16 protein-coding genes are annotated in these 19,365 nt (G+C 65.7%); 6 read left to right on the top strand and 10 right to left on the bottom strand.

All coding sequences use genetic code 11. The features are described from left to right. Nucleotides 1-6 precede the first annotated feature (6 nt). Complete coding sequence (locus tag PSPA7_RS32535) at nt 7-177, top strand: putative PII-like signaling protein (protein WP_003156295.1); 171 nt, start codon at nt 7-9, stop codon at nt 175-177. Here PSPA7_RS32535 and PSPA7_RS23595 read toward each other — a convergent pair. Further along, on the bottom strand, nt 120-911 hold the full coding sequence (locus PSPA7_RS23595) for a phosphatase PAP2 family protein (RefSeq protein ID WP_003156296.1): 792 nt from the start codon (nt 909-911) through the stop codon (nt 120-122). The two genes, PSPA7_RS32535 and PSPA7_RS23595, sit on opposite strands and share 58 nt — an antisense overlap. A gap of 214 nt (nt 912-1,125) precedes the next feature. On the opposite strand from PSPA7_RS23595, the gene PSPA7_RS23590 reads away from it, so the two are divergent. The 5 genes from PSPA7_RS23590 (at nt 1,126) to PSPA7_RS23570 (ending at nt 4,788) form a co-directional block, all read left to right on the top strand. After that, nucleotides 1,126-1,809 (top strand): response regulator transcription factor, encoded by a 684-nt coding sequence (locus tag PSPA7_RS23590; protein WP_003156297.1) that lies wholly within the window; start codon nt 1,126-1,128, stop codon nt 1,807-1,809. After that, complete coding sequence (locus PSPA7_RS23585; RefSeq protein WP_012077173.1) at nt 1,799-3,079, top strand: sensor histidine kinase; 1,281 nt, start codon at nt 1,799-1,801, stop codon at nt 3,077-3,079. The genes PSPA7_RS23590 and PSPA7_RS23585 overlap by 11 nt, the downstream gene beginning before the upstream one ends. 79 nt (nt 3,080-3,158) lie before the next feature. Further along, a complete protein-coding gene (locus PSPA7_RS23580) occupies nt 3,159-3,842 on the top strand; it encodes a class I SAM-dependent methyltransferase (protein ID WP_003156299.1) in 684 nt (227 codons plus the stop codon). A gap of 2 nt (nt 3,843-3,844) precedes the next feature. After that, nucleotides 3,845-4,549, top strand: coding sequence for a lipopolysaccharide kinase InaA family protein (locus tag PSPA7_RS23575; RefSeq protein ID WP_012077172.1), 705 nt, complete (start codon nt 3,845-3,847; stop codon nt 4,547-4,549). After that, a complete protein-coding gene (locus PSPA7_RS23570) occupies nt 4,546-4,788 on the top strand; it encodes a hypothetical protein (protein WP_012077171.1) in 243 nt (80 codons plus the stop codon). The genes PSPA7_RS23575 and PSPA7_RS23570 overlap by 4 nt, the downstream gene beginning before the upstream one ends. 55 nt (nt 4,789-4,843) lie before the next feature. Here PSPA7_RS23570 and PSPA7_RS31500 read toward each other — a convergent pair. The 9 genes from PSPA7_RS31500 to bifA all read right to left on the bottom strand — a co-directional run bounded on the left by PSPA7_RS31500 (nt 4,844) and on the right by bifA (nt 19,305). After that, a protein-coding gene (locus PSPA7_RS31500; protein ID WP_086008394.1) for an IS3-like element ISPa57 family transposase occupies nt 4,844-6,063 on the bottom strand; the annotation gives its coding sequence in 2 pieces (ribosomal slippage) (nt 4,844-5,715 and nt 5,715-6,063; 1,221 coding nt in all). 173 nt (nt 6,064-6,236) lie between these two features. Next, complete coding sequence (pncB, locus tag PSPA7_RS23555) at nt 6,237-7,433, bottom strand: nicotinate phosphoribosyltransferase (RefSeq protein ID WP_003156305.1); 1,197 nt, start codon at nt 7,431-7,433, stop codon at nt 6,237-6,239. Between the two features lie 136 nt (nt 7,434-7,569). Further along, nucleotides 7,570-10,626 carry a multidrug efflux RND transporter permease subunit MexW gene (mexW, locus tag PSPA7_RS23550; protein WP_003156307.1) on the bottom strand — a complete coding sequence of 1,019 codons (3,057 nt, stop codon included), beginning with the start codon at nt 10,624-10,626 and terminating at the stop codon, nt 7,570-7,572. 47 nt (nt 10,627-10,673) lie between these two features. Then, on the bottom strand, nt 10,674-11,804 hold the full coding sequence (gene mexV / locus PSPA7_RS23545) for a multidrug efflux RND transporter periplasmic adaptor subunit MexV (protein WP_033999770.1): 1,131 nt from the start codon (nt 11,802-11,804) through the stop codon (nt 10,674-10,676). Nucleotides 11,805-11,973: 169 nt separating this feature from the next. Further along, nucleotides 11,974-13,068 carry a DUF1513 domain-containing protein gene (locus PSPA7_RS23540; protein WP_012077168.1) on the bottom strand — a complete coding sequence of 365 codons (1,095 nt, stop codon included), beginning with the start codon at nt 13,066-13,068 and terminating at the stop codon, nt 11,974-11,976. 10 nt (nt 13,069-13,078) lie between these two features. Beyond that, nucleotides 13,079-14,143: an imelysin family protein gene (locus tag PSPA7_RS23535; RefSeq protein ID WP_012077167.1), complete on the bottom strand. Its 1,065-nt coding sequence runs from the start codon at nt 14,141-14,143 to the stop codon at nt 13,079-13,081. A gap of 9 nt (nt 14,144-14,152) precedes the next feature. Then, a complete protein-coding gene (locus PSPA7_RS23530) occupies nt 14,153-15,574 on the bottom strand; it encodes a di-heme oxidoreductase family protein (protein WP_012077166.1) in 1,422 nt (473 codons plus the stop codon). Nucleotides 15,575-15,735: 161 nt separating this feature from the next. Further along, entirely contained in the window at nt 15,736-17,076 is a 1,341-nt protein-coding gene (locus tag PSPA7_RS23525; RefSeq protein WP_003156314.1) for an imelysin family protein, read from the bottom strand. A 168-nt stretch (nt 17,077-17,244) separates the two neighbouring features. Next, nucleotides 17,245-19,305: a cyclic-di-GMP phosphodiesterase BifA gene (gene bifA / locus PSPA7_RS23520; RefSeq protein ID WP_003156316.1), complete on the bottom strand. Its 2,061-nt coding sequence runs from the start codon at nt 19,303-19,305 to the stop codon at nt 17,245-17,247. Nucleotides 19,306-19,365 lie beyond the last annotated feature (60 nt).

Raw genomic sequence — 19,365 nt, 5'->3', positions numbered from 1 at the left:
ACGATCATGCAAGGCTACCAACTGACCTTCATCACCCAGCAGGGCCGCCACCACCAGGGCCAGCCGCTCTGCGACTGGCTGCTGGACGAGGCGATCCGCCAGGCTGGCGTGCGGCTGTTCTACATGAAAGTACCCGTCGAGTTCGGCGCACTCGGGGCGGACGAGCCCGCTTCCTGAACGCGGTTTTCCCCGCCGCCGTCGTGTTGCCCGCTCACGGCCGGTCGATAGAGCATCAGACGGTACAGGCCGAGGCAGATCAGCCAGTCGAACAGCATCGTCCACAGGTTGTGCGAGAGGAAGTGCGCGCCCTGCAGCATGCGCGACAGGGACAGCAGGCAACCCATGCCGAAGGCGAAGGCCAGGGCGTAGCGCGCCAGCTTCGGCCGGCGGTCGCGCAGGGCGAAGAACAGGGCGAACAGGACGAAGCCCGACGACGCGTGCCCTCCCGGCCAGCACCGCCCGGGGTGATCGGTCGGCGGTCGCGGGCTGAGCAGCGAGCTGTAGGCTTCCTCGCCGCCGAACTGCGCCAGGCTCCAGGGGCACTGCACCGCCGTGAGAGCCTTGAGCGGGGTGACTATGCTGGCTGAAATACTCATGGCGAGGAACACATAGGCCAGCGGCCGGCTCAGCGCACGCCAGGGCCGGTAGAACAGGCCGGCGATGGAAGCCAGCAGGCCGATGACGCTGATGGCGATCACCAGTTGCTTGACCCGGTCGTGCAGGATGTTTTCCAGGAACCAGCTGTGCCGGCCGATGAAACCGGCTCCCGGCTCGTACATCAGGTTGGCCAGGGCGAGGTCCAGGGTCACCGGCTCGCAGGCCAGCAGCAGCGCGGCCAGGCCCAGCGGCAGGACGAGGAACAGCCAGGGATTGAAGGGGCGGGAAAGGGGGCGGGTGGCGGCCTGGGACATGCGATCTCCGACGCGGCGTTGACGTTCTCTTGACTTCGACGCTGGTTAAATCCACCGCCGGGGTTCGAGCGCACTTCCAAAGCCGCTATGATCGGCTGCTGTGGAAGACGCCGTGGAGTCTGTGGTGACGAGCGTGGAGTCGGTGTGAATCGCCGGTGAAGAATCCGTAATGTGCGCAACGCGCCCGATCGGTCTTCCTGTGAAGGAGTGGGACATGCGAATACTGGTGGTCGAAGACAACCGCGACATCCTGGCCAACCTGGCCGACTACCTGTCGCTCAAGGGTTACACGGTGGACTGCGCGCAGGACGGGTTGTCCGGCCTGCACCTGGCGGCCACCGAGCACTACGACCTGATCGTGCTCGACGTGATGCTGCCGGGCATCGACGGCTATACGCTGTGTCGGCGCCTGCGCGAGGATGCCCGGCGTGACACCCCGGTGATCATGCTCACCGCCCGGGACCAACTGGACGACCGCCTGCAGGGCTTCCGTTCCGGCGCCGACGATTACCTGGTCAAGCCCTTCGCCCTTTCCGAACTGTCCGCGCGTATCGAGGCGGTGCTGCGCCGCGCCCAGGGCGGCGGCCGGCGCGAGCTGAGCGTGGCCGATCTCAGCTATGACCTGGACACCCTGGAGGTCAGGCGTGCCGGCAAGTCGCTCAAGCTCAACCCGATCGGCCTCAAGCTGCTCGCCGTGCTGATGCAGAAGAGCCCCCACGTGGTCCGCCGGGACGCCCTGGAGGAAGCGGTGTGGGGCGACGACTGTCCGGACAGCGACAGCCTGCGCAGCCACGTCCATCAACTCCGCCAGGTGATCGACAAGCCATTCCCCGTGGCCTTGCTGCATACGGTGCATGGCGTCGGCTACCGCCTGGCGGAGGAGCCGAATGGAGTATAAGCAGAGCCTCGCCCGTCGGATCGTCATCGCCTTCATGCTGATGACGGTCGCTGTGGGAGGACTGTTCTCCGCCGGCATCGTCGGCGTTGTCCACATCATCGAGGAGCGCCTGATTTCCCGCGACCTGGGCGGCGAGTTGGAGCGCATCCTGCGCGACGACCTGGCCCAGGGACGCAACCCGGTGCTCGATCCCGGCATGCGCTTCTTCATCAGCGACGGGCAGGGTTCCTACGCCATGCCGCCGGCGCTGGACCAACTGGATGTCGGTTTCCACGAAGTCTTCGAGGGCGACCTGTCGTTCCACGCGCTGGTGCGCGATATCGACGGCCGGCGTTTCATCCTGCTGCAGGACCAGAGCGATTTCGAAGCCCGCGAACAGGTGCTCTATGCCTCGGTACTGACCGGCTACGTGCTGAGCATCGCCCTGGCCGGCCTGCTCGGCTGGATGCTCGCGCGCAAGGTGATGGAGCCGGTGGTCCGGCTGGCGCGCCAGGTGCGCCACCGCGAACAGTTGCTCGGCCTGGCGCCGCCGCTGGCGCCGGACTACGCCAACGACGAGGTCGGCGAACTGGCCGCTTCGTTCGACGAGACCCTCGGCCGCTTGCGCGACGCGCTCAAGCGCGAGCAGCTGTTCACCAGCGATGTCAGCCATGAGTTGCGTACGCCGCTGATGGTCATCGCCACTTCCTGCGAACTGCTGGCCGAAGAGTCCAGCCTCGGGCCGCGTGCCCGCGGCCAGTTGGAGCGGATGACCAAGGCTGCCGAGGAGATGCGCGACCTGGTGCAAACCTTCCTGTTGCTGGCGCGGGCGCAGAAGGGTGAGGAAAGCCTGGCGCCCCACGGCAGCCTGGAGAGCATCGCCGACGACCTGGTGCAGGTCTGGCGCGAACAGGTCGAGGCGCGTGGCCTGACCCTGCACTACCGCAACGAAGGCACCTGCGCCGGCCAGTTCAATGCCCCGTTGCTACGCGCGGTGATGGGCAACCTGTTGCGCAACGCGGTGCACTACACCGATTCCGGGAGCATCACGCTGACCCTCGGCGAGCACGGTTTCAGCGTAGAGGACACCGGTGCGGGTGTACCGGAAGAGCAACGCGAACGCATCTTCCTGCCGTTCGTCCGCGGCAGTTCCAGCTCCGGACGTGGCGAAGGCCTGGGCCTGGGGCTCTCGCTGGTGAAGCGGATCTGCGCGGCCGAGGGCTGGAGCGTGACCCTCAGCGCGGTGGAGCCGCACGGCTGCCGGTTCGAAGTTTTACTCGATGTTGCTTGACGAAAAATTCACCACCCCTTGACCCGAGCTTGACGGCTGGATTCATACCGTTCGTCCCATGAATCCAGGAGCAGCCATCATGAACAATCCGCCTGTCGACCTCGACTTTTCCCACAAGTATGATCGCGAGCATGCTGAGGCCTATCTGAAGAAGCATCAGGATGGTCTCGCCCGGAAACTTTCCCACCGGCGCGACGTCCAACTCGCCCGGCATGCGCTGAGGCTCGCCGGCCAGCCCAACCTGGTGCTCGACCTGCCCTGCGGCGCCGGGCGTTTCTGGCCACTGCTGGCGGAAAAGGACAACCGGGTGATCATCGGCGCGGACAATTCCGCGGACATGCTGGCGGTCGCCTGCGCCGGACAGCCCGACGGCGTGGTGAAACGGGTACGGCCCTTGCAGACGTCCGCTTTCGCCATCGACCTGCCGGACAACTCGGTGGACAACATCTTCTGCATGCGCCTGCTCCACCATATCGGCGAGGCAACCGACCGGAGCGTTCTGTTGCGCGAGTTTCACCGGGTCACGCGGGACAGCGTGATTCTTTCCCTCTGGGTCGACGGCAATTTCAAGGCCTGGAAACGCAGGCGCATGGAGGCACGGCGGGTAGCGAACGGGGAACAGACAGGCTACCAGAACCGCTTCGTGTTACCTGCCGACACGGTCGAGCGCGAATTTCTCGACGCCGGCTTCGTCATTCAGAAGCATCTCGATTTCATCCCGCTTTACCACATGTGGCGGGTCTATATCTTGCGAAAGGAATAACGATGGCTCCCGATCTGGCATCCCTGCAACGTATTTCCGGCGACTCCGCCATCGACCAGTGGTTGCAGGTGCCCGGCAGTTGGGTCGAGGAGCCCAACGAGCGGCGCGGCGGCGCCAGCGGCGTGCAGCGGGTGTACACCGGCGATGGACGGCTGCTCTATCGCAAGCAGCAGACCGGGCACGTCTACCGCGACTGGCAACGTCCGTTCGGCTATCCCACCGCCATGCGCGAGCGCGACGCGCTGCGGGCCTTCGAATCGCTCGGCATCCGCGTGCCGCGCCTGGTCTACTCCGGCTGCCGCAAGGTCGATGGGCAATGGCAGGCGCTGCTGGTCACCGAGGCCCTGGAGGGTTTCTCCAGCCTCGACGAGTGCTATGCGCGCGGTGACCAGGATCGTTGGGGCGAAGCGAAGCACCAAAGAATTCTGCAACAAATCGGCGCTACCATCGCCCGTATGAACCTTGCTCACTGGCAGCATGGTTGCCTGTATCCGAAGCATATTTTCGTTCGCGTCGAAGGCGAGACCATCGAGGTGGCGCTGATCGACCTCGAGAAAAGCCGTCGTCGCCTCACCGTGAACAGGGCGTCCCGGCACGATCTGAAGCAGTTGAAGCGCCGTTCGTCGTGGACCAGCGCGCAGTGGCAAGCCTTCATCTATGGTTACCAGAGGGCGTTTGGCAGCGCCATCAAAGGGTTGCAGACATGAAACTAGAAATCACTCGAGGTTTGTTGCTGGTCGGCGCTCTCGCCGTGGCCACGGCTGCGGCTGCCGCCTGGCACGAACCCGCGCCGAACGTGGTGCAGATGAGCGGCGGCCACGAGTACTGTCCGACACCCTCGGTGCTGAAGGCCGAGCGGCCGACGCGGCAGGAGGTCCAGCCGAACAAGGACATCCTGCTGTTGATGTTCGGTCTTTCCCAGGGGGGAGCCAGCCTCTCGCGCTGAGACTCCTGTCTAGTCCTGAAATAGGTTTACACCTGCTCAGGTAGGCCGATATGCCTCAAAACGCCCGATGCACCGTATCGGGCGTTTTGTTTTTCAGGGCCATGTGAGGCCGCTCTGTGTTGTAGATCTGCACGGCTTCAGCAACCATCTTCCTTGCCTGCTCCAGATTTTCAGGGCTACTCAGCAGCAGCTCTGTTTTGAGGATTCCGTTGATGCGCTCAGCTAGCGCGTTCTGGTAGCAGTCATATCCGTCAGTCATCGAGCACTGGACGCCATGCCGTGCATGCAGTGACTGATACAGTGCCGAGCAATATTGAATACCGCGATCCGAGTGATGGACCAGTGACTGGCGACGCTGCCGTTTGCGTAGGGCCTGCCTAAAGGCTTGTGCAACTGACTCGGCATGCAGGCTTTCATGCACATGGTGGCCAACAATTTTTCTGGAATACGCATCCGTTACCAGGCTTAGGTACAGCGGGCCACTACTGGCTGGCAGGTAAGTAATGTCCGCCACCCAAACGTGCTCCGGTCCTGACGGGACAACCTGGTTCGGGCCTGACTTGAGTAGGTTCGGATGGCGGTAGAAGCGATGAAAGCTTTGTGTTGTCTTGTGATACGCCCGCTTGGGCAACACCAGCAAACGGCGCTCTCCCAGGACCTGAAATAGTCGGTCTCGGCCAACTTGGAGCTGCCTATCAGGTTGGCAATGCAGCAGATAGTGCAGCTTTCGCGTGCCTAGTCGTGGCTGACGCATCCGGACTTGTTGAACAAATTCGACAACCCGATCTGCCTGGCGTGCTTTGCTATCAGCAGCTCGATTGCGCTTGTAGTAAGCCTGTCGGCTCATGCCAAGAAACTGACAAGCCCTAGCAATGCTCAGTCCTGCGACTTGACCTTGCGAGAGGACTTGCCGGATCGCTTTTTTACGACCGATACACCGTAATCATTTTTCAGGACATCAACGACGGTCTCGAAGAACTGAGCCTTCTGGCTCATCAACTCAAGCTGCTGCTCAAGCTCCTTGATCCGCTGCTCTGGAGTGAGCGTTTTGGGGTCAGACATCGCGCAACTCCTCTCGGCTCGAATCGACGCCCCTTGGCTCCAATCCTGCCGACCATGCTTGCGCAACCATACCAGAACCGTCGACCGGCCCTGGATGCCATACCGCACCTGGGCCTGCTTGTAGGTCAGTTCGCCTTTTTCGATCTGATCAACGACGGCCAATTTAAAAGACAGTGAGTAATCTCGCTGTGTGCGCTTTACACCTTGCTCCATCTAGCTCTCCGGAAAATCGGCATGGGAGGTGTAAACCTTATTCAGGACGGGACATCCTTGATGAAAAAGCCCCGCCTGAGCGGGGCTTTTTCGTGGGCGATGAGTTCACCGGAAGATCGACCGACTGGCTCCGGGCGTCATTCGGCGCCTTGCCGCGGTAGGCCAGGCCCGCCCTAGGCGACCTGGAACACGTGCTTGAGGTAGTGGATGAAGTCCGGGTCCCGGCACTGGGCCTTGCCCGGGGTATCGGAGATCTTCGCCACCGGATGGCCGTTGCAGGCGCTCATCTTCACCACGATGTTCATCGGCTCGACGCCTGGCAGGTCGCAGGTGAAGTGCGTGCCGATGCCGAAGCTGACGTTGATCCGTCCCCGCAGGGCGCGATAGATCTTCAGCGCCCTGGGCAGGTCGAGGCCGTCGGAGAACACCAGGGTCTTGGTCAGCGGGTCGATGCCCAGCTTCAGGTAGTGGGCGATGGTCTTCTCCGCCCATAGCAGCGGGTCGCCCGAGTCGTGGCGCAGGCCGTCGAAGAGCTTGGCGAAGTAGAGGTCGAAGTCGCGCAGGAAGGCATCGGTGGTGATGCAATCGGTCAAGGCGATGCCGAGCAGCCCGCGATACTCGCGGACCCAGCAGTCCAGCGCGGCACTCTGGCTGTCGATCAGGCGCGGGCCGAGCTGCTGGTGCGCCATCAGCCATTCGTGGGCCATGGTGCCCAGCGGCTTGAGATCCAGCTTGCGCGCCAGGTGAACATTGCTGGTGCCGACGAAGCAGCCCGGGAAGTCTTCCTTCAGGCCGCTCACCACGGCCTCATGGACCCGGTAGGAGAAGCGCCGGCGGGTACCGAAGTCGGCCATCTTGAAACCGGCCAGCTCTTCGGCGCCGGCCTCGCGGCGCAGCCAGTCGAACTTCTCCCGCAGGCGCTCGCGAGCCTGCTCGATGGTCGCGTTCGGGTAGCGCGCGCGGTTGCGCACTTCGCTGATCATCGCCAGCAGCGGAACCTCGAAGAGGATCACGTGCAGCCAGGGGCCTTTCAGGCGCAGGAAGAACTCGTCGTTCTCGATGCCGGTCTGCACGTAGCGCGGGTTGAAGCGGAACAGGCCGAGGAAACGGATGAAATCCGGCGCCAGGAAGGGGATGCGTTCGAGGAAGGCCAGTTGCTCGTCGCTGATCGCCAGGCCCGCGAGGTACTCGATCTGTTCGCGGATGGCCGGCAGGTAGAGGCGCAGGTCTTCCTGGTTGCGGCAGCGGAACTCCCATTCCACCTCGGCATTGGGATAGTTGTGCAGCACCGCCTGCATCATGGTCAGCTTGTAGAAGTCGGTATCCAGCAGGTTCTGCACGATACGTTCGGAAAAAGCGCTCTCGGCCATGCTCGTCTCACCACTGCGTTTCAGCAGGCAGTCTACTGGAGGCGGCTGCCGGCGGACATAGGATCGCGGCGGGATGGCCGGGGAGGCGGCGCAAGCGTCGGCGGACGGCGCCGTGGGCGCTGTCCGCCGTTCCGGATCAGTGCGCGCCTGCCGCCTGCGTCACGCCGGGTGGAGCATCCGGCCGCGCCACCAGGGTATAGATGCACGGCAGCACGAACAGGGTGAAGAGGGTGCCCACCGACATCCCGGTGGCGATCACGATGCCGATGTCGAAGCGACTGACCGCGCCGGCGCCGCTGGCGAGGATCAGCGGGATCACACCGAGCACCATCGCCGCGGTGGTCATCAGTACCGGCCGCAGGCGGATCGCCGCCGCCTGTTCGATGGCCTCGCGGCGCCCCAGGCCCTGTTCGTGGCGTAGCTGGTTGGCGAACTCGACGATCAGGATGCCGTGCTTGCTGATCAGCCCGATCAGCGTCACCAGGCCGACCTGGGTATAGATGTTCAGGCTCGACACGCCCAGGAACAGCGGCACCAGCGCGCCGCAGATCGACAGCGGCACGGTGACCATGATCACCAGCGGGTCGCGGAAGCTTTCGAACTGCGCGGCGAGGACCAGGAAGATGATCGCCAGGGCCAGGCCGAAGGTGACCAGCAGCGCGTTGCCTTCCTGCACGTACTGCCGCGAGGCGCCGGCATAGTCGACGGCGAAGCCGCGCGGGGCCTCCTCGCGGGCGATCTGCTGCACGGTCTCGATGGCCTCGCCCATGCTGACGATGGGGAAGCCGGAGATGATCGCCGAGTTGAGTTGCTGGAACTGGTTCAACTGGCGCGGCCGCGCCCGTTCGCGGGTCTCGATCAGAGTCGAGAGTGCGACCAGCTGGCCGTCGCTGCTTTTCACGTAGTAGCTGCCGAGCCAGCCGGGATTGTCGCGGTAGGGGCGTTCGACCTGGGCGATCACCTTGTAGCTGCGCCCGTCGATGGTGAAGCGGTTGATCTCGCCCTCGCCGAGCAGGCTGGCCAGCGCCACCCCCAGGTCCTGCATGGAGACGCCCATCTGCGCGGCCTTCTCGCGGTCGATGTCGACCACCAGTTCGGGCTTGTCGAAGGCCAGGTCGAGGTCGAGGAAGGCGAACTTGCCGGACTCCGTGGCGCGCTGCTTGACCCGTTGCGCCACCTGCAGCAGCGACTCGTAGTCGTTGGCGGTATTGAGCACGAACTGGAACGGCAGGCCCTCGCCGGTGCCCGGCAGCGACGGCAGGTTGAAGGCGAAGATCTGCACGCCGGGGATCTCGTTGAGCCTGGCCTGTACCGCGTGGAGCAGTTCCATCTGGCTCTTCTCGCGCTCGTCCCAGGGCTTGAGCAGCATGCCGCCGATGCCGGCCTGGACGCCGTTGTAGCCGTTGATCTGGAACGCCGAGTAGTACTCCGGGAAGCTGCGGAAGATGCCTTCGAACTCGGCGGTGTAGCGGTTCAGGTAGTCGAGGTTGGCGGTCTGCGGCGAGCTGGTCATGAGGAAAACGATGCCCTGGTCCTCTTCCGGCGCCAGTTCCTTCTTGGTGAACATCAGCAGGAGCGGGATCAGCGCCAGCACCAGCACGGCGAATACCAGCACCACCGGACGGGTCTCCAGGGTGCCGTGGAGGGCGCGCTGGTAGCGGCGTTTAAGGCCCTCGAAGAGCAGGTCGAGGCGATGCGCCAGGCCCGAGGGATTCTCCTCGTGGCGCAACAGGCGCGAGCACATCATCGGCGACAGGGTCAGGGCGACGATCCCGGAAATGATCACCGCGCCGGCCAGGGTGAAGGCGAACTCCTTGAATAGGGCGCCGGTGAGGCCGGTGAGGAAGCCGATCGGCGCGTACACCGCGGCCAGGGTGATGGTCATGCTGACCACCGGGATGGCGATCTCCCGCGCCCCCTCCAGCGCGGCGTCGAAAGGCGTCTTGCCCTCCTCGATGTGGCGATGGATGTTCTCCACCACCACGATCGCGTCGTCCACCACCAGGCCGATGGCCAGGACCATCGCCAGCAGGGTCAGCAGGTTGATCGAGTAGCCCATGGCCTGCATGAAGAACAGCACGCCGATCATCGACAGCGGGATGGTCACCACCGGGATCAGCACCGAGCGGAACGCGCCGAGGAACAGGAACACCACCACGATGACGATCAGCACCGCCTCGCCGAGGGTCTTCACCACCTCGTCGATGGAGGCCTGGATGAAGCGCGTGGCATCGTAGGCGATGGACACCTTGAGGTTCGGCGGCAATTGCTCTTCCAGTTCGGGCATCTTCGCCCGCACTTCCTTGATCACGTCCAGCGGGTTGGCGCTGGGCGTACCCTTGATGCCGATGTAGACCGACGGGATGCCGTTGAACGAACTGATCGCATCGTAGCTGGCGGCGCCCAGCTCGACCCGCGCGACGTCGCCCATCAGCACCCGGCGGTCGCCGTCGGTCTTCACCGGGATGGCGGCGAAGGCCTGCGGCGACTTGAGGTCGGTGGAGGCGTTGACGCTGGTGACCACCAACTGGCCCTTCACTTCGCCGGCGGCGGCGAGGAAGTTGTACTGCCGCACCGCCTGGTTGATCTCGCCGGCGGTGACGCCGAACGCGGCCATCTTCACCGGGTCCAGCCACAGGCGCATGGCGAATACCTGGTTGCCGAGGATCTCCGCCTCGGCGATGCCGGGCAGGGTCGCCAGCTTGGGCTGGATCACCCGCGACAGGTAGTCGGTGATCTGCGGGTTGTTCATCTGCTCGCTGTAGAAGCTGATGTACATCAGCGCCGAGGCGTCGGCGGCCTCCTTCTGCAGCACCGGGTCCTCGGCGTCCGGCGGCAGCTGGCTCTTCACCTCGTTGGACTTGGCCAGCAGCTCGGTGACCAGGCGATCGGTGTTGGCGCCGATCCGCGCGTAGATCGAGATGGTCGAGTAGTTCTGCCGGCTCACCGAGGTCATGTAGTCGATGCCTTCGGCGCTGGCCAGGCTCTGCTGCAGCGGCTGGGTGATGTAGCCCTGGATGGTCTCCGCGTTGGCTCCGGCGTAGAGCGTGGTCACCGTGATCAGCGCGTTCTCCATCTGCGGATATTCGCGGATCACCAGCTTGCTGAAGGCCTGCATGCCGAGCAGGACGATCAGCAGGCTGACCACGCAGGCGAGGACCGGGCGACGAATGAACGGATCGGTAAAAGCCATGTTTCAGTCCCTTGGCAGGCCTGCCGCAAGGCGGTCAGGCGTGCGACTCAGTGCCCTTGCTGGAGGTCCCGCTCGGCGACGATGGCCACCGCGGCGCCGTTGTCGAGCTTCAGTTGCCCGGAGGTGACCACCTGCTCACCGTCCCGCAGGCCTTCGAGCACCACCGCCTGGCCTTCGCGGCGCTCGCCGACCTTGACGAAGCGGCGCTCGACGACCAGTTGCGGCTGGCCCTTGTCGTCCTTCGAAGCCTGGCCCTGTCCGTCCTTCTTCTGCCCGACCACGTAGATCGAGTCGCCATAGAGGGTGAAGGTGATCGCCGTCTCCGGCACCACGATGCGTTGTTCCTCGCCCGGCAGCATCACCTCCAGGTTGGCGAACATCCCCGGCAGCAGCTTGCCGCCCGGGTTCTCCAGGGCGGCGCGGACCTGTAGGTTGCGGGTTGCATTGTCGACCTTGGGGTTGATGGCGGCGATCTCGGCGTCGAACACCTGGCCGGGGTAGGCGGCGACCCGGACCCTCACCGCCTGGCCGCGGCTGAGCAGGGGGAAATCCTGCTCCGGCAGGTGGAAGTCCAGCAGCAGGGTGGACAGGTCCTGCAAGGTGGCGATCGGCGTGCCGGGCGAGACATAGTCGCCGACGTCCACCTGGCGGATGCCGATGGTCCCGGCGAAGGGCGCGAGCAGGCGCTTCTTCGCCAGTGCCGCCTTGAGTTCGGCGACGGTGGCGCTGGTCTTCGCCCACTGTGCGGCGAGGCGATCGAACTCGCTTTTCGAGATGGCCTTGCTGCCGATCAGCTCGCGGCCACGCTGGTACTCGGCCCTGGCCAGGCCGAGATCGGCTTCGGCGGTGCGCAGGGTGGCCTCCTCGACGTCGCTTTCCAACTGGATCAGCGGCTGGTCCAGCCGCACCTGATCGCCGGAGAGGAACAGCACGTCGCGTACCGTGCCGGAGACCTCGGCGGTGAGAGTCACGCCCTGGAACGCCTTGAGGCTGCCGATGGCCGGCAGGCGGCTTTGCCACGGTCGCCGCTCGGCCAGGCTGGCGGTCACGCTGATCGGTGGTTTCGGCGCGCTGAAAAGCGCGATCTGCTGACGAATGGAATAGACCTTATAGCCGGCGAGAATCGCCACCACGGCGATCACTGCGGCGAGCATGATCAACATGCGGCGGAGCAACATAATCCTGGTCCCTGGTATGTCGAGAGCGCCCCATCGCGGGGCGAATCCGACACATTACGTGCAGCTTTCAAGGCTTGTCAAAGCAGCGGGCTGGCGAAAGCTGCCAGGCAGCTAGCAGGCCGCCCGCGGCCTTCGCCGGGAAACCCGGAACCAGCGCTGCGCGCCGCTTTCAGGCCAGGTGCAGGTGATTGTCCCAGAGGCCGGAAGGCAGCTCCAGCGGTTGCGCGGCGATGCGTTCGCCCTGGCAGTCGTAGAAGCGGCAACGCCCCTGTCCGGAAGTGACGACGAAGCCGTTCCGCACCGCGCCTACGCCAGCGCAGTCCGGCAATGGCGCGTCCAGGCGCACGGCGCCGCTGTCCAGGTCCCAGATGAAGAAGCGGTTGCCGCGCGGAGCGGTCAGGGCCACCAGGCGCAGCTCGTCGTGGATCGCCACGCTGGCGGTGTACTGTGCCATTGCCAGGCGCTGTTCCTCGGCCACCGGGAAGGCTTCGAAAGGACCGCCGGGGCGCTTGATCGCCAGCAGGTCGGCATGTTCGTGGGCGTCGCCCATGAACTGCTGGCCGGCGACGATGGTGCCGTCGCGACCGATCGCCAGGTGGCGGACGCTGTTCATCTGCTGTGGCAGGGTTTCCCTGGAGAGCAGGCTGCCGTCGCGGCGCATCAGCACCAGGCTTGGCTCCATGGCGTCGAGGTTCATCTCGACCCGGCTTTCCGCCTCGGTGCGAATGCCGCCGTTGGCCACCACCAGGGTTTCGCCGTCGGGCATCCAGGAAACCTGGTGCGGCCCGAGGCCGTGGGTGGAGATCTCGCCGCTGTGTCGCAGTCGTTCGCCGTCGAAACGGTAGACGCCGAGCACGCCGCGGCCGGGGTCGGTGGTGTCGTTCTCGGTGGCGTAGAGCCATTCGCCGCCCTGGTGGAACACGCCGTGGCCGTAGAAGTGGCGGTCTTCCTGCGAGACCAGGGTCTGCAGCAGGCGACCGTCGCGCAGGTCGATCAGGTAGCTTTCGGTGCCCGGCCGGCGGGCGACGAACAGCGCCAGCGGCAGGCTCGGGTGCTGGACGATGTCGTGGCAGCGCTGGGCCACGCGGGTGGCGAACTGGCGCTTGCCATCCAGGCGGTAGCCCACCGCGTAGTGCTGGCCCTCGGCGTCGTCGCGCGCCGACAGCACCAGCGGCTGACTACCCTGGCGGCTGAAGCTCCAGCCACCGAAGGACAAGGCGCCGAGCAACAGGCTGCCCAGGCCGATCACATGACGTCGCAGCATGGCGCCGACCTCAGTCGCCATCGTTGGCGTTGAAGCCCAGTTGCACGCCGAGGGCGCGGGCCAGGTCGCCTTCGTGCAGGCGATGGACCACGTTCAGGCTGTCGTAGAGGGCGTTGAGCTGGGTGCGCCCGTCCTCGCTGGCGAGCAGTTCGGAGAGCGGTTTCTGTTCCAGCGCCGTCAGCTTCGCATGGCTGTCGGCGTAGGCGGCGTCGATCTTGCCGGCCAGTTCCTTCTGCTCGGCCGGCAGCAGGGTCTTCAGGCCCTTGCCATCGATGCCTTCCCAGAGCGCCTGGGCGCCGCCCAGGCTGGCGTCCAGGCTGGCCAGCGAGGCGTTGCTGCGCCAGGCCTCGGCCTGGTAGGGCTGGGGAATGCCCTTGCTCTGCCGGCCCAGCGGCGTGCCGAGCTTCTTCTTCAGCATGTCCAGGGCGGTGACCTGTACCCGCAGCAGTTCGGCGATCGCCTCGTGGGCGTCGGCGTAGCGATCGTTGGGGAACTTGCTCATCTGGGTGAGCATGCCGCCGTCGTTCTTCCAGCGCGCCAGGATGTCCTGGGCCAGTTGCTGCTGGTGGGTGCCGATGGCTTCCAGCAAGGGGCAGTAACGGGCCTTGGTGGCGGCGTCGGCGAGATCGATCTTGCTGTCGAAGAGGATGTATTCGTAGGCGGAGAGCCCCTGTACCACCACGCTGGCCTTGGCCAGGGCCGCGGCGTCGACCTGCGGGTTGCTCTTGAGCAGCTGCTCGACCTGGCGGCCGACCAGATCCTTCTTGTCCGGCCAGAACTGCACCTGCCAGGCGCGGTTGCCTTCGGCCAGCGGGCCGATCAGCAGCGGTTGCAGCTCGGCCCAGGCCTTCTGCGCGGCATGGAACGCGTCACGGGCCTTGGCCAGGTCTTCCTTGCCCTGGCAGTAGGCCAGGGCGCTGCTGGCCAGGGCCTGGTCGGCCTCCACCCAGCGGCTGTAGGTCGGCAGGATCACCTGTTGCGCCAGGGCGGCACTGGTGACGGCCTGCGGGTCTTGCGGCGAACAGGCGCCGAGGGCGATGGCGAGGCTGGTCAAGAGCAGTCGTGGGCGGAACATGTGGGCTCCTCAGAGTGAATTCAGGAAGGCCAGCAGGGCGCTGCGCTGGTCGGCGTCGAAGCCGAGCACATGCCGCTTGGCCGCTTCGGCTTCGCCGCCGTGCCAGAGGATCGCCTCCAGCAGGTTGCGGGCGCGCCCGTCGTGAAGGAACTGGGTATGGCCGTTGACCGTCTCGGTCAGGCCGATGCCCCACAGCGGCGGGGTACGCCAGTCCCGCCCGCTGGCGAGAAATTCCGGGCGATTGTCCGCCAAGCCGTCGCCCATGTCATGCAGCAGCAGGTCGGAATAGGGGCGGATCACCTGGTTGGCCAGCTCCGGCTCACTGGCGTTGGCGCCGGTGGTGAAGCTGGGAACATGGCAGGCGACGCAGTTGGCCTGGGCGAACAGGCGCTTGCCGGCCAGCACCTGCGGGTCTTCCACCTTGCGTCGCGCCGGGACCGCCAGGTTGCGGCTGTAGAACAGCACCTGGGCGAAGATGTTGTCGCTGACTTCCGGTTCGCCGCCGTTGGGCGCCCGGCGGCACTCGACCTGGGCGGGGCTGCAGTCGTCGTGGGGCCGCAGGCTGCTGGTCAGGCCCATGTCGTCGGCGAAGGCGTGCGCGTTCTGCTGCGGGATGTCCGGCTGGCCAGCCTTCCAGCCGAAGCGGCCGAGCGCGCTGCGCTGGCGCGCGGCGTCCCAGACCTGGTTGGCGCGCCCGCGGATACCGTCGCCGTTGCGGTCGTCCGGGTCGGCATTGGCCAGGATCGCCGCTTCGGGTATCGCTTCGAGCAGACCGAGGCCGATCATCGGCGGGGCGACACGGGCCGAGAACATCGTCTGCGGGTGCATCGGCCCGTAGCCGAGCTGGCTGATGCGCAGGACCGGCTTGCGCAGTTCGACCTCGGTGCCGTCGTCGAACCTCACCTTCAGCGGTTCATAGTCCACCCGCACCTTGCCTTCCGGGGCGACGCCCGGAATGCCGACGTCCTGCAACTGGCCACCATAGGTCGGCTCGGGAATCACCCCCTGGTGCAACAGGGTCTGCTGGTCGTCCGGGCCGGCCGGGATCGACAGGCGCACCAGCATCGACACCGCGCTCACCGCGTCCGGCCCCGGCGGATGGCCGCGGCCGTCCTTGACGTGGCAGTTCTGGCAGGCGTTGGTGTTGAACAGCGGGCCGAGGCCGTCGCGCGCGGTGGTGGAGGAAGGGGCGATGACCCAGGGGTTGCGGAAGAAGCTGTTGCCGACGCTGAAGTCCAGGCGCCGGCTCGGGGCGAGGTTGGCGGACGGCAGGGAGAAGGCGTTGCGGTCGCTTTGCTGCACCGTGGCCGCGCCCCCGGAGAGCTGTTCGCCGGGCTCGGCGCGCGGCGGCTCGTCGCTGGCGCCGCAGCCGCTCAGGAGGAGCGCCGTCAGGAGGCAGGCGAGCGGTGTAAGAGGTGACGGCAACGACATCGGCGAACATCCGGACTGCGTGGAGACAGCCCGCAAGCTTACCAGTTGGGGCTAATCAAAATAAGAGGGATTTGCGTTTGTGAAGGCCCCCGCAGCCCGCAGCGGCGGGCCTGAAACGCAACGTGCGGCCATGGGCCGCACGCTGTTGGCGCAGGAAGGGATCAGAACTGGTGGTCGGCGTTATCCGGCTTCAGGTCCTGGATGCCCAGCTTGCCCGCGGCCTGCTCGATGGCGCCGGTCTGCTTGACCAGGGCGGCGATGGCGTCGCGGATCTTCTGCTGACCTTCCTTGTTGTCCGGGGCGATCATCTGGTCGAAGTGCACACCATCCTTCTCGGCGCTGTCGACGATGACCTGCAGCTTGGCCTCGGTGTCGGCAAGGTCGGCCTTCAGGGTGTCGTTGGCGGCGGCGTCGGCCTTGGCGACCAGGTCGGCCAGGCTCGGGCCTTTCACCACGCTGCCGTCGACGCGCTTGTACTCGCCCAGGTAGATGTTGCGGATGCTCTTGGCATTGAAGAACAGGGTGTGGTGGGTGTCGTCGCTGAAGCAGTCGTGCTCGTCCTCGGTGGAGTTGGCCTCCAGTGCGACCTTCATGCGCTCGCCGGCCAGTTCGCCGAGGGACAGGCTGCCCATGCCGAAGAACATCTTGCGCAGGCCGGTATCCACCGGCTCGGCTTCCAGCTTGGCGCGGTAGTTGTCGGCGACGCCGGCTTTCCACTGTCCGGCCATGTATTCGAGGTCGCTGACCAGCAGGTCGGTGACCGCCTTCAGGTAAGCGGCGCGGCGGTCGCAATGACCGCCGGTGCAGTCCTTGCCCTGGGCATAGTCGGTGGCGGGGCGGTCGCCGGCGCCCGGACCGGTGCCGTTCAGGTCCTGGCCCCAGAGGAGGAACTCGATGGCGTGGTAGCCGGTGGCGACGTTGGCTTCGGAACCGCCCAGCTCGTTCAGGCCGGCCAGTTTCTCGCCGGTGATTTCCTTGACGTCGATCTTGTCTTCGCCGACCTGGATCTCGGTGTTGGCGACGATGTTGGCGGTGGCGCCGGGGTTGCCCAGGGCATGCTGGTAGTCCTTGGCGACGTAGTCGATCAGGCCTTCGTCCAGCGGCCAGGCGTTAACCTGTCCTTCCCAGTCGTCGATGATCGCGTTGCCGAAGCGGAAGGCTTCGCTCTGCGAGTAGGGGGTGCGGGCGGCGAACCAGGCTTCCTTGGCGGCTTTCAGGGTCTCCGCGTCGGGCTTGGCGAGGAACGCGTCGACGGCCTTCTGCAACTCCCTGGCGGTGCTCAGAGCGTCGGCGAAAGTGGCTTCGGCGAGATCCGCGTAGTTCTTGATCACCGCCCTGGCGGCGGCCTCGTCGACCTTGGCGGCCGGGGCGGCGGCTGGAGCGGCGGGCTGGGTGCTGGCCGCCGGGGTCGCAGGCGCTTCGGCTTTCTTGTCGTCGCCGCAACCGGCGAGGGAGATGGCGAGGGCCAGCAGACTGGCGGTGGCCAGGGGCATACGAGTCATGGCGGATTCCTTTGCTTTATTGGTGGCTTGCCGAAGCGGCGTGCGCTTGTCGAGAACGTCCGGAAGGGCGCGGAAAAACCGCCACATAATGCGAAAGATTTGCATTTTTGAAAAGGCCGCGGCGTGCCGGGATATGCCGCGTCGTCGTCCGAAGTGCCTCCGGCAGCCTCAGGGCCGCTCGCTGGTGGCCTGGCTCAGGCGCCGCGCCTGCTTGAGGTACTGGGTCAATTCCCTGGCCGGCAGCGGCTTGCTGTACAGGTAGCCCTGACCTTCGTGGCAGCCTTCGGCGATGATGTACGCCTCCTGCTCGGCGGTTTCCACGCCCTCGGCGATCACCTGCATGCCCAGGCTCTTGCCGAGCTGGATGATGGCGCGGACGATGGTGGCGTCGTCCTCGTCCTGCAGCAGGTCCTGGACGAAGCTCTTGTCGATCTTGATCTTGTCCAGCGGCAGGCTCTTGAGGTAGCTCAGCGAGGAGTAACCGGTGCCGAAGTCGTCGATGGCGATCAGTGCGCCGGCGCGACGCAGGCTGAGCAGGTGCTGGGCGGCGGTGGAGATGTCTTCCATCAGGCCGGTCTCGGTGACTTCCAGCTCCAGGCTGCGCGCCGGCAGGCGGTAGACCTGCAGCAGGTTGCTGACCACCCGCGGCAGGGCGTTGTGGTGGAGTTGCACGGTGGACAGGTTGACCGCCATGCGCAGGTCGTCGAAGCCCTGGTCGTGCCATTCGCGCAGTTGCCGGCAGGCCTGGTCGAGCACCCACTCGCCGATGCTGAAGATGCTGCCGTTCTGCTCCGCCAGCGGAATGAACAGGTCCGGCGGAACGAAGCCGTGCAGCGGGTGTTGCCAGCGCAGCAGCGCCTCGACGCCGACCACGCGGTGGTCGCGGTAGTCCACCTGTGGCTGGTAGACCAGGTGCAACTCGTGGCGCTGCAAGGCGTCGCGCAGGTCCTTTTCCAGTTCCCGGCGGCGCCGCATCTCGCTGTCCACGCTGGCGATGTAGAACTGGTAGCGGTTGCGTGAGCGGGTCTTGGCCAGGGTCATGGTCTGCTCGGCCTTCTGCAGCAGCTTCTCGGTGGTCTCGCCATCTTCGGGGAAGAGGGTGATGCCGATGGTGGCGCGCAGGCGCACCTCGTGCTGATCGATCTCGAACGGCGCCTCCAGGCCGTCGAGGATGCTCTGCGCCAGCTCGGCCGCCTCGTAGGGTTGCTCGATGTCGGCCTGGACCAGAGCGAACTGGTCGCCGCCCAGCCGCGCCAGGGAACCGAGCCGCGCGCTGTGGCCACGCAGGCGGTCGGCGAGGGCGATCAGCAACTGGTCGCCGAGCTGGTAAGTGTACTGCTCGTTGATCCCCTTGAAGTCGTCGAGGCCCAGGCACAGCACTGCCACCCGGCGCTGCTGGCGGCCGGCGCCGTCGAGGATCTGGTCGAGCTGCTGCTGCAGCAACTGGCGGTTCGGCAGGCCGGTGAGGAAGTCGTACTGGGAGATGCGCAGCAGGTTGTCCTCGGCTTCGCGGCGCAGATGGCTGTTGCTTTCGATGGAGGCGAGCAACTGGTTGGCGGTGGTCACCCAGAGGCCCAGTTCGTTGCGTTCGTGTCCCTTGAGCAGCGGTAGCTGGTGCTGGCCGGGGCGGTCCGGATTGATGCTGACCAGGTGCTCGATGATCTTCGACAGCGGCTTGGTCAGCATCCAGTGGTAGACCAGGAACAGCACCAGGCCCATGGCCAGGGCGCGGAGGATGCCGGAGATGAAGATGATCTCCGAGGTAGTGACGAAGTTTTCCCCGTAGGGCGCGGTGTCCAGGGTGATCTTCAGGTCGCCGTAGTATTCGCTGTAGGGCGGACGGCCGATCAGGCGGATGCTGAAGGTGCGCTCCTGGCCGAGGATCGGGTCGGTCAGCCAGCGGGTCGGCAGGTCCAGCAGCGGCCTGGATTTCTCCGCCAGCATCGGTTCGCCGGGGTGGCCGATGCTCGCCTGGCGCACCGCCTCGTGCTGGAACAGCCCCTCGAGGACCTGCATCGCCATCTCCCGGTCGAGGCTGTAGACCGCCTGGGTGGACGGGTCGCGGACCATCGCGAGGATGCGCTGGGCGTCGCTGTTCACCGCCTGCCTGGCCTTGTAGGCGTCGAAGACGATCTGTGCGCAACTGAGCACTGCGCCAACGGCCAGCGCCGCCAGTAGCACGACACGCAGCAGCTTGAGCGAGAGGCTGTGTCGGGAGTCCAGTTTCAAGGGGCCTTCCTTGTACGTCGCCAGGGCGAAAGACAAGCCGGTAGGCAGAACTTCTTTGCC

The sequence above is a fragment of the Pseudomonas paraeruginosa PA7 genome (assembly GCF_000017205.1).
Classification (GTDB): domain Bacteria; phylum Pseudomonadota; class Gammaproteobacteria; order Pseudomonadales; family Pseudomonadaceae; genus Pseudomonas; species Pseudomonas paraeruginosa.
This window is presented reverse-complemented; position numbering and strand designations above follow the sequence as displayed.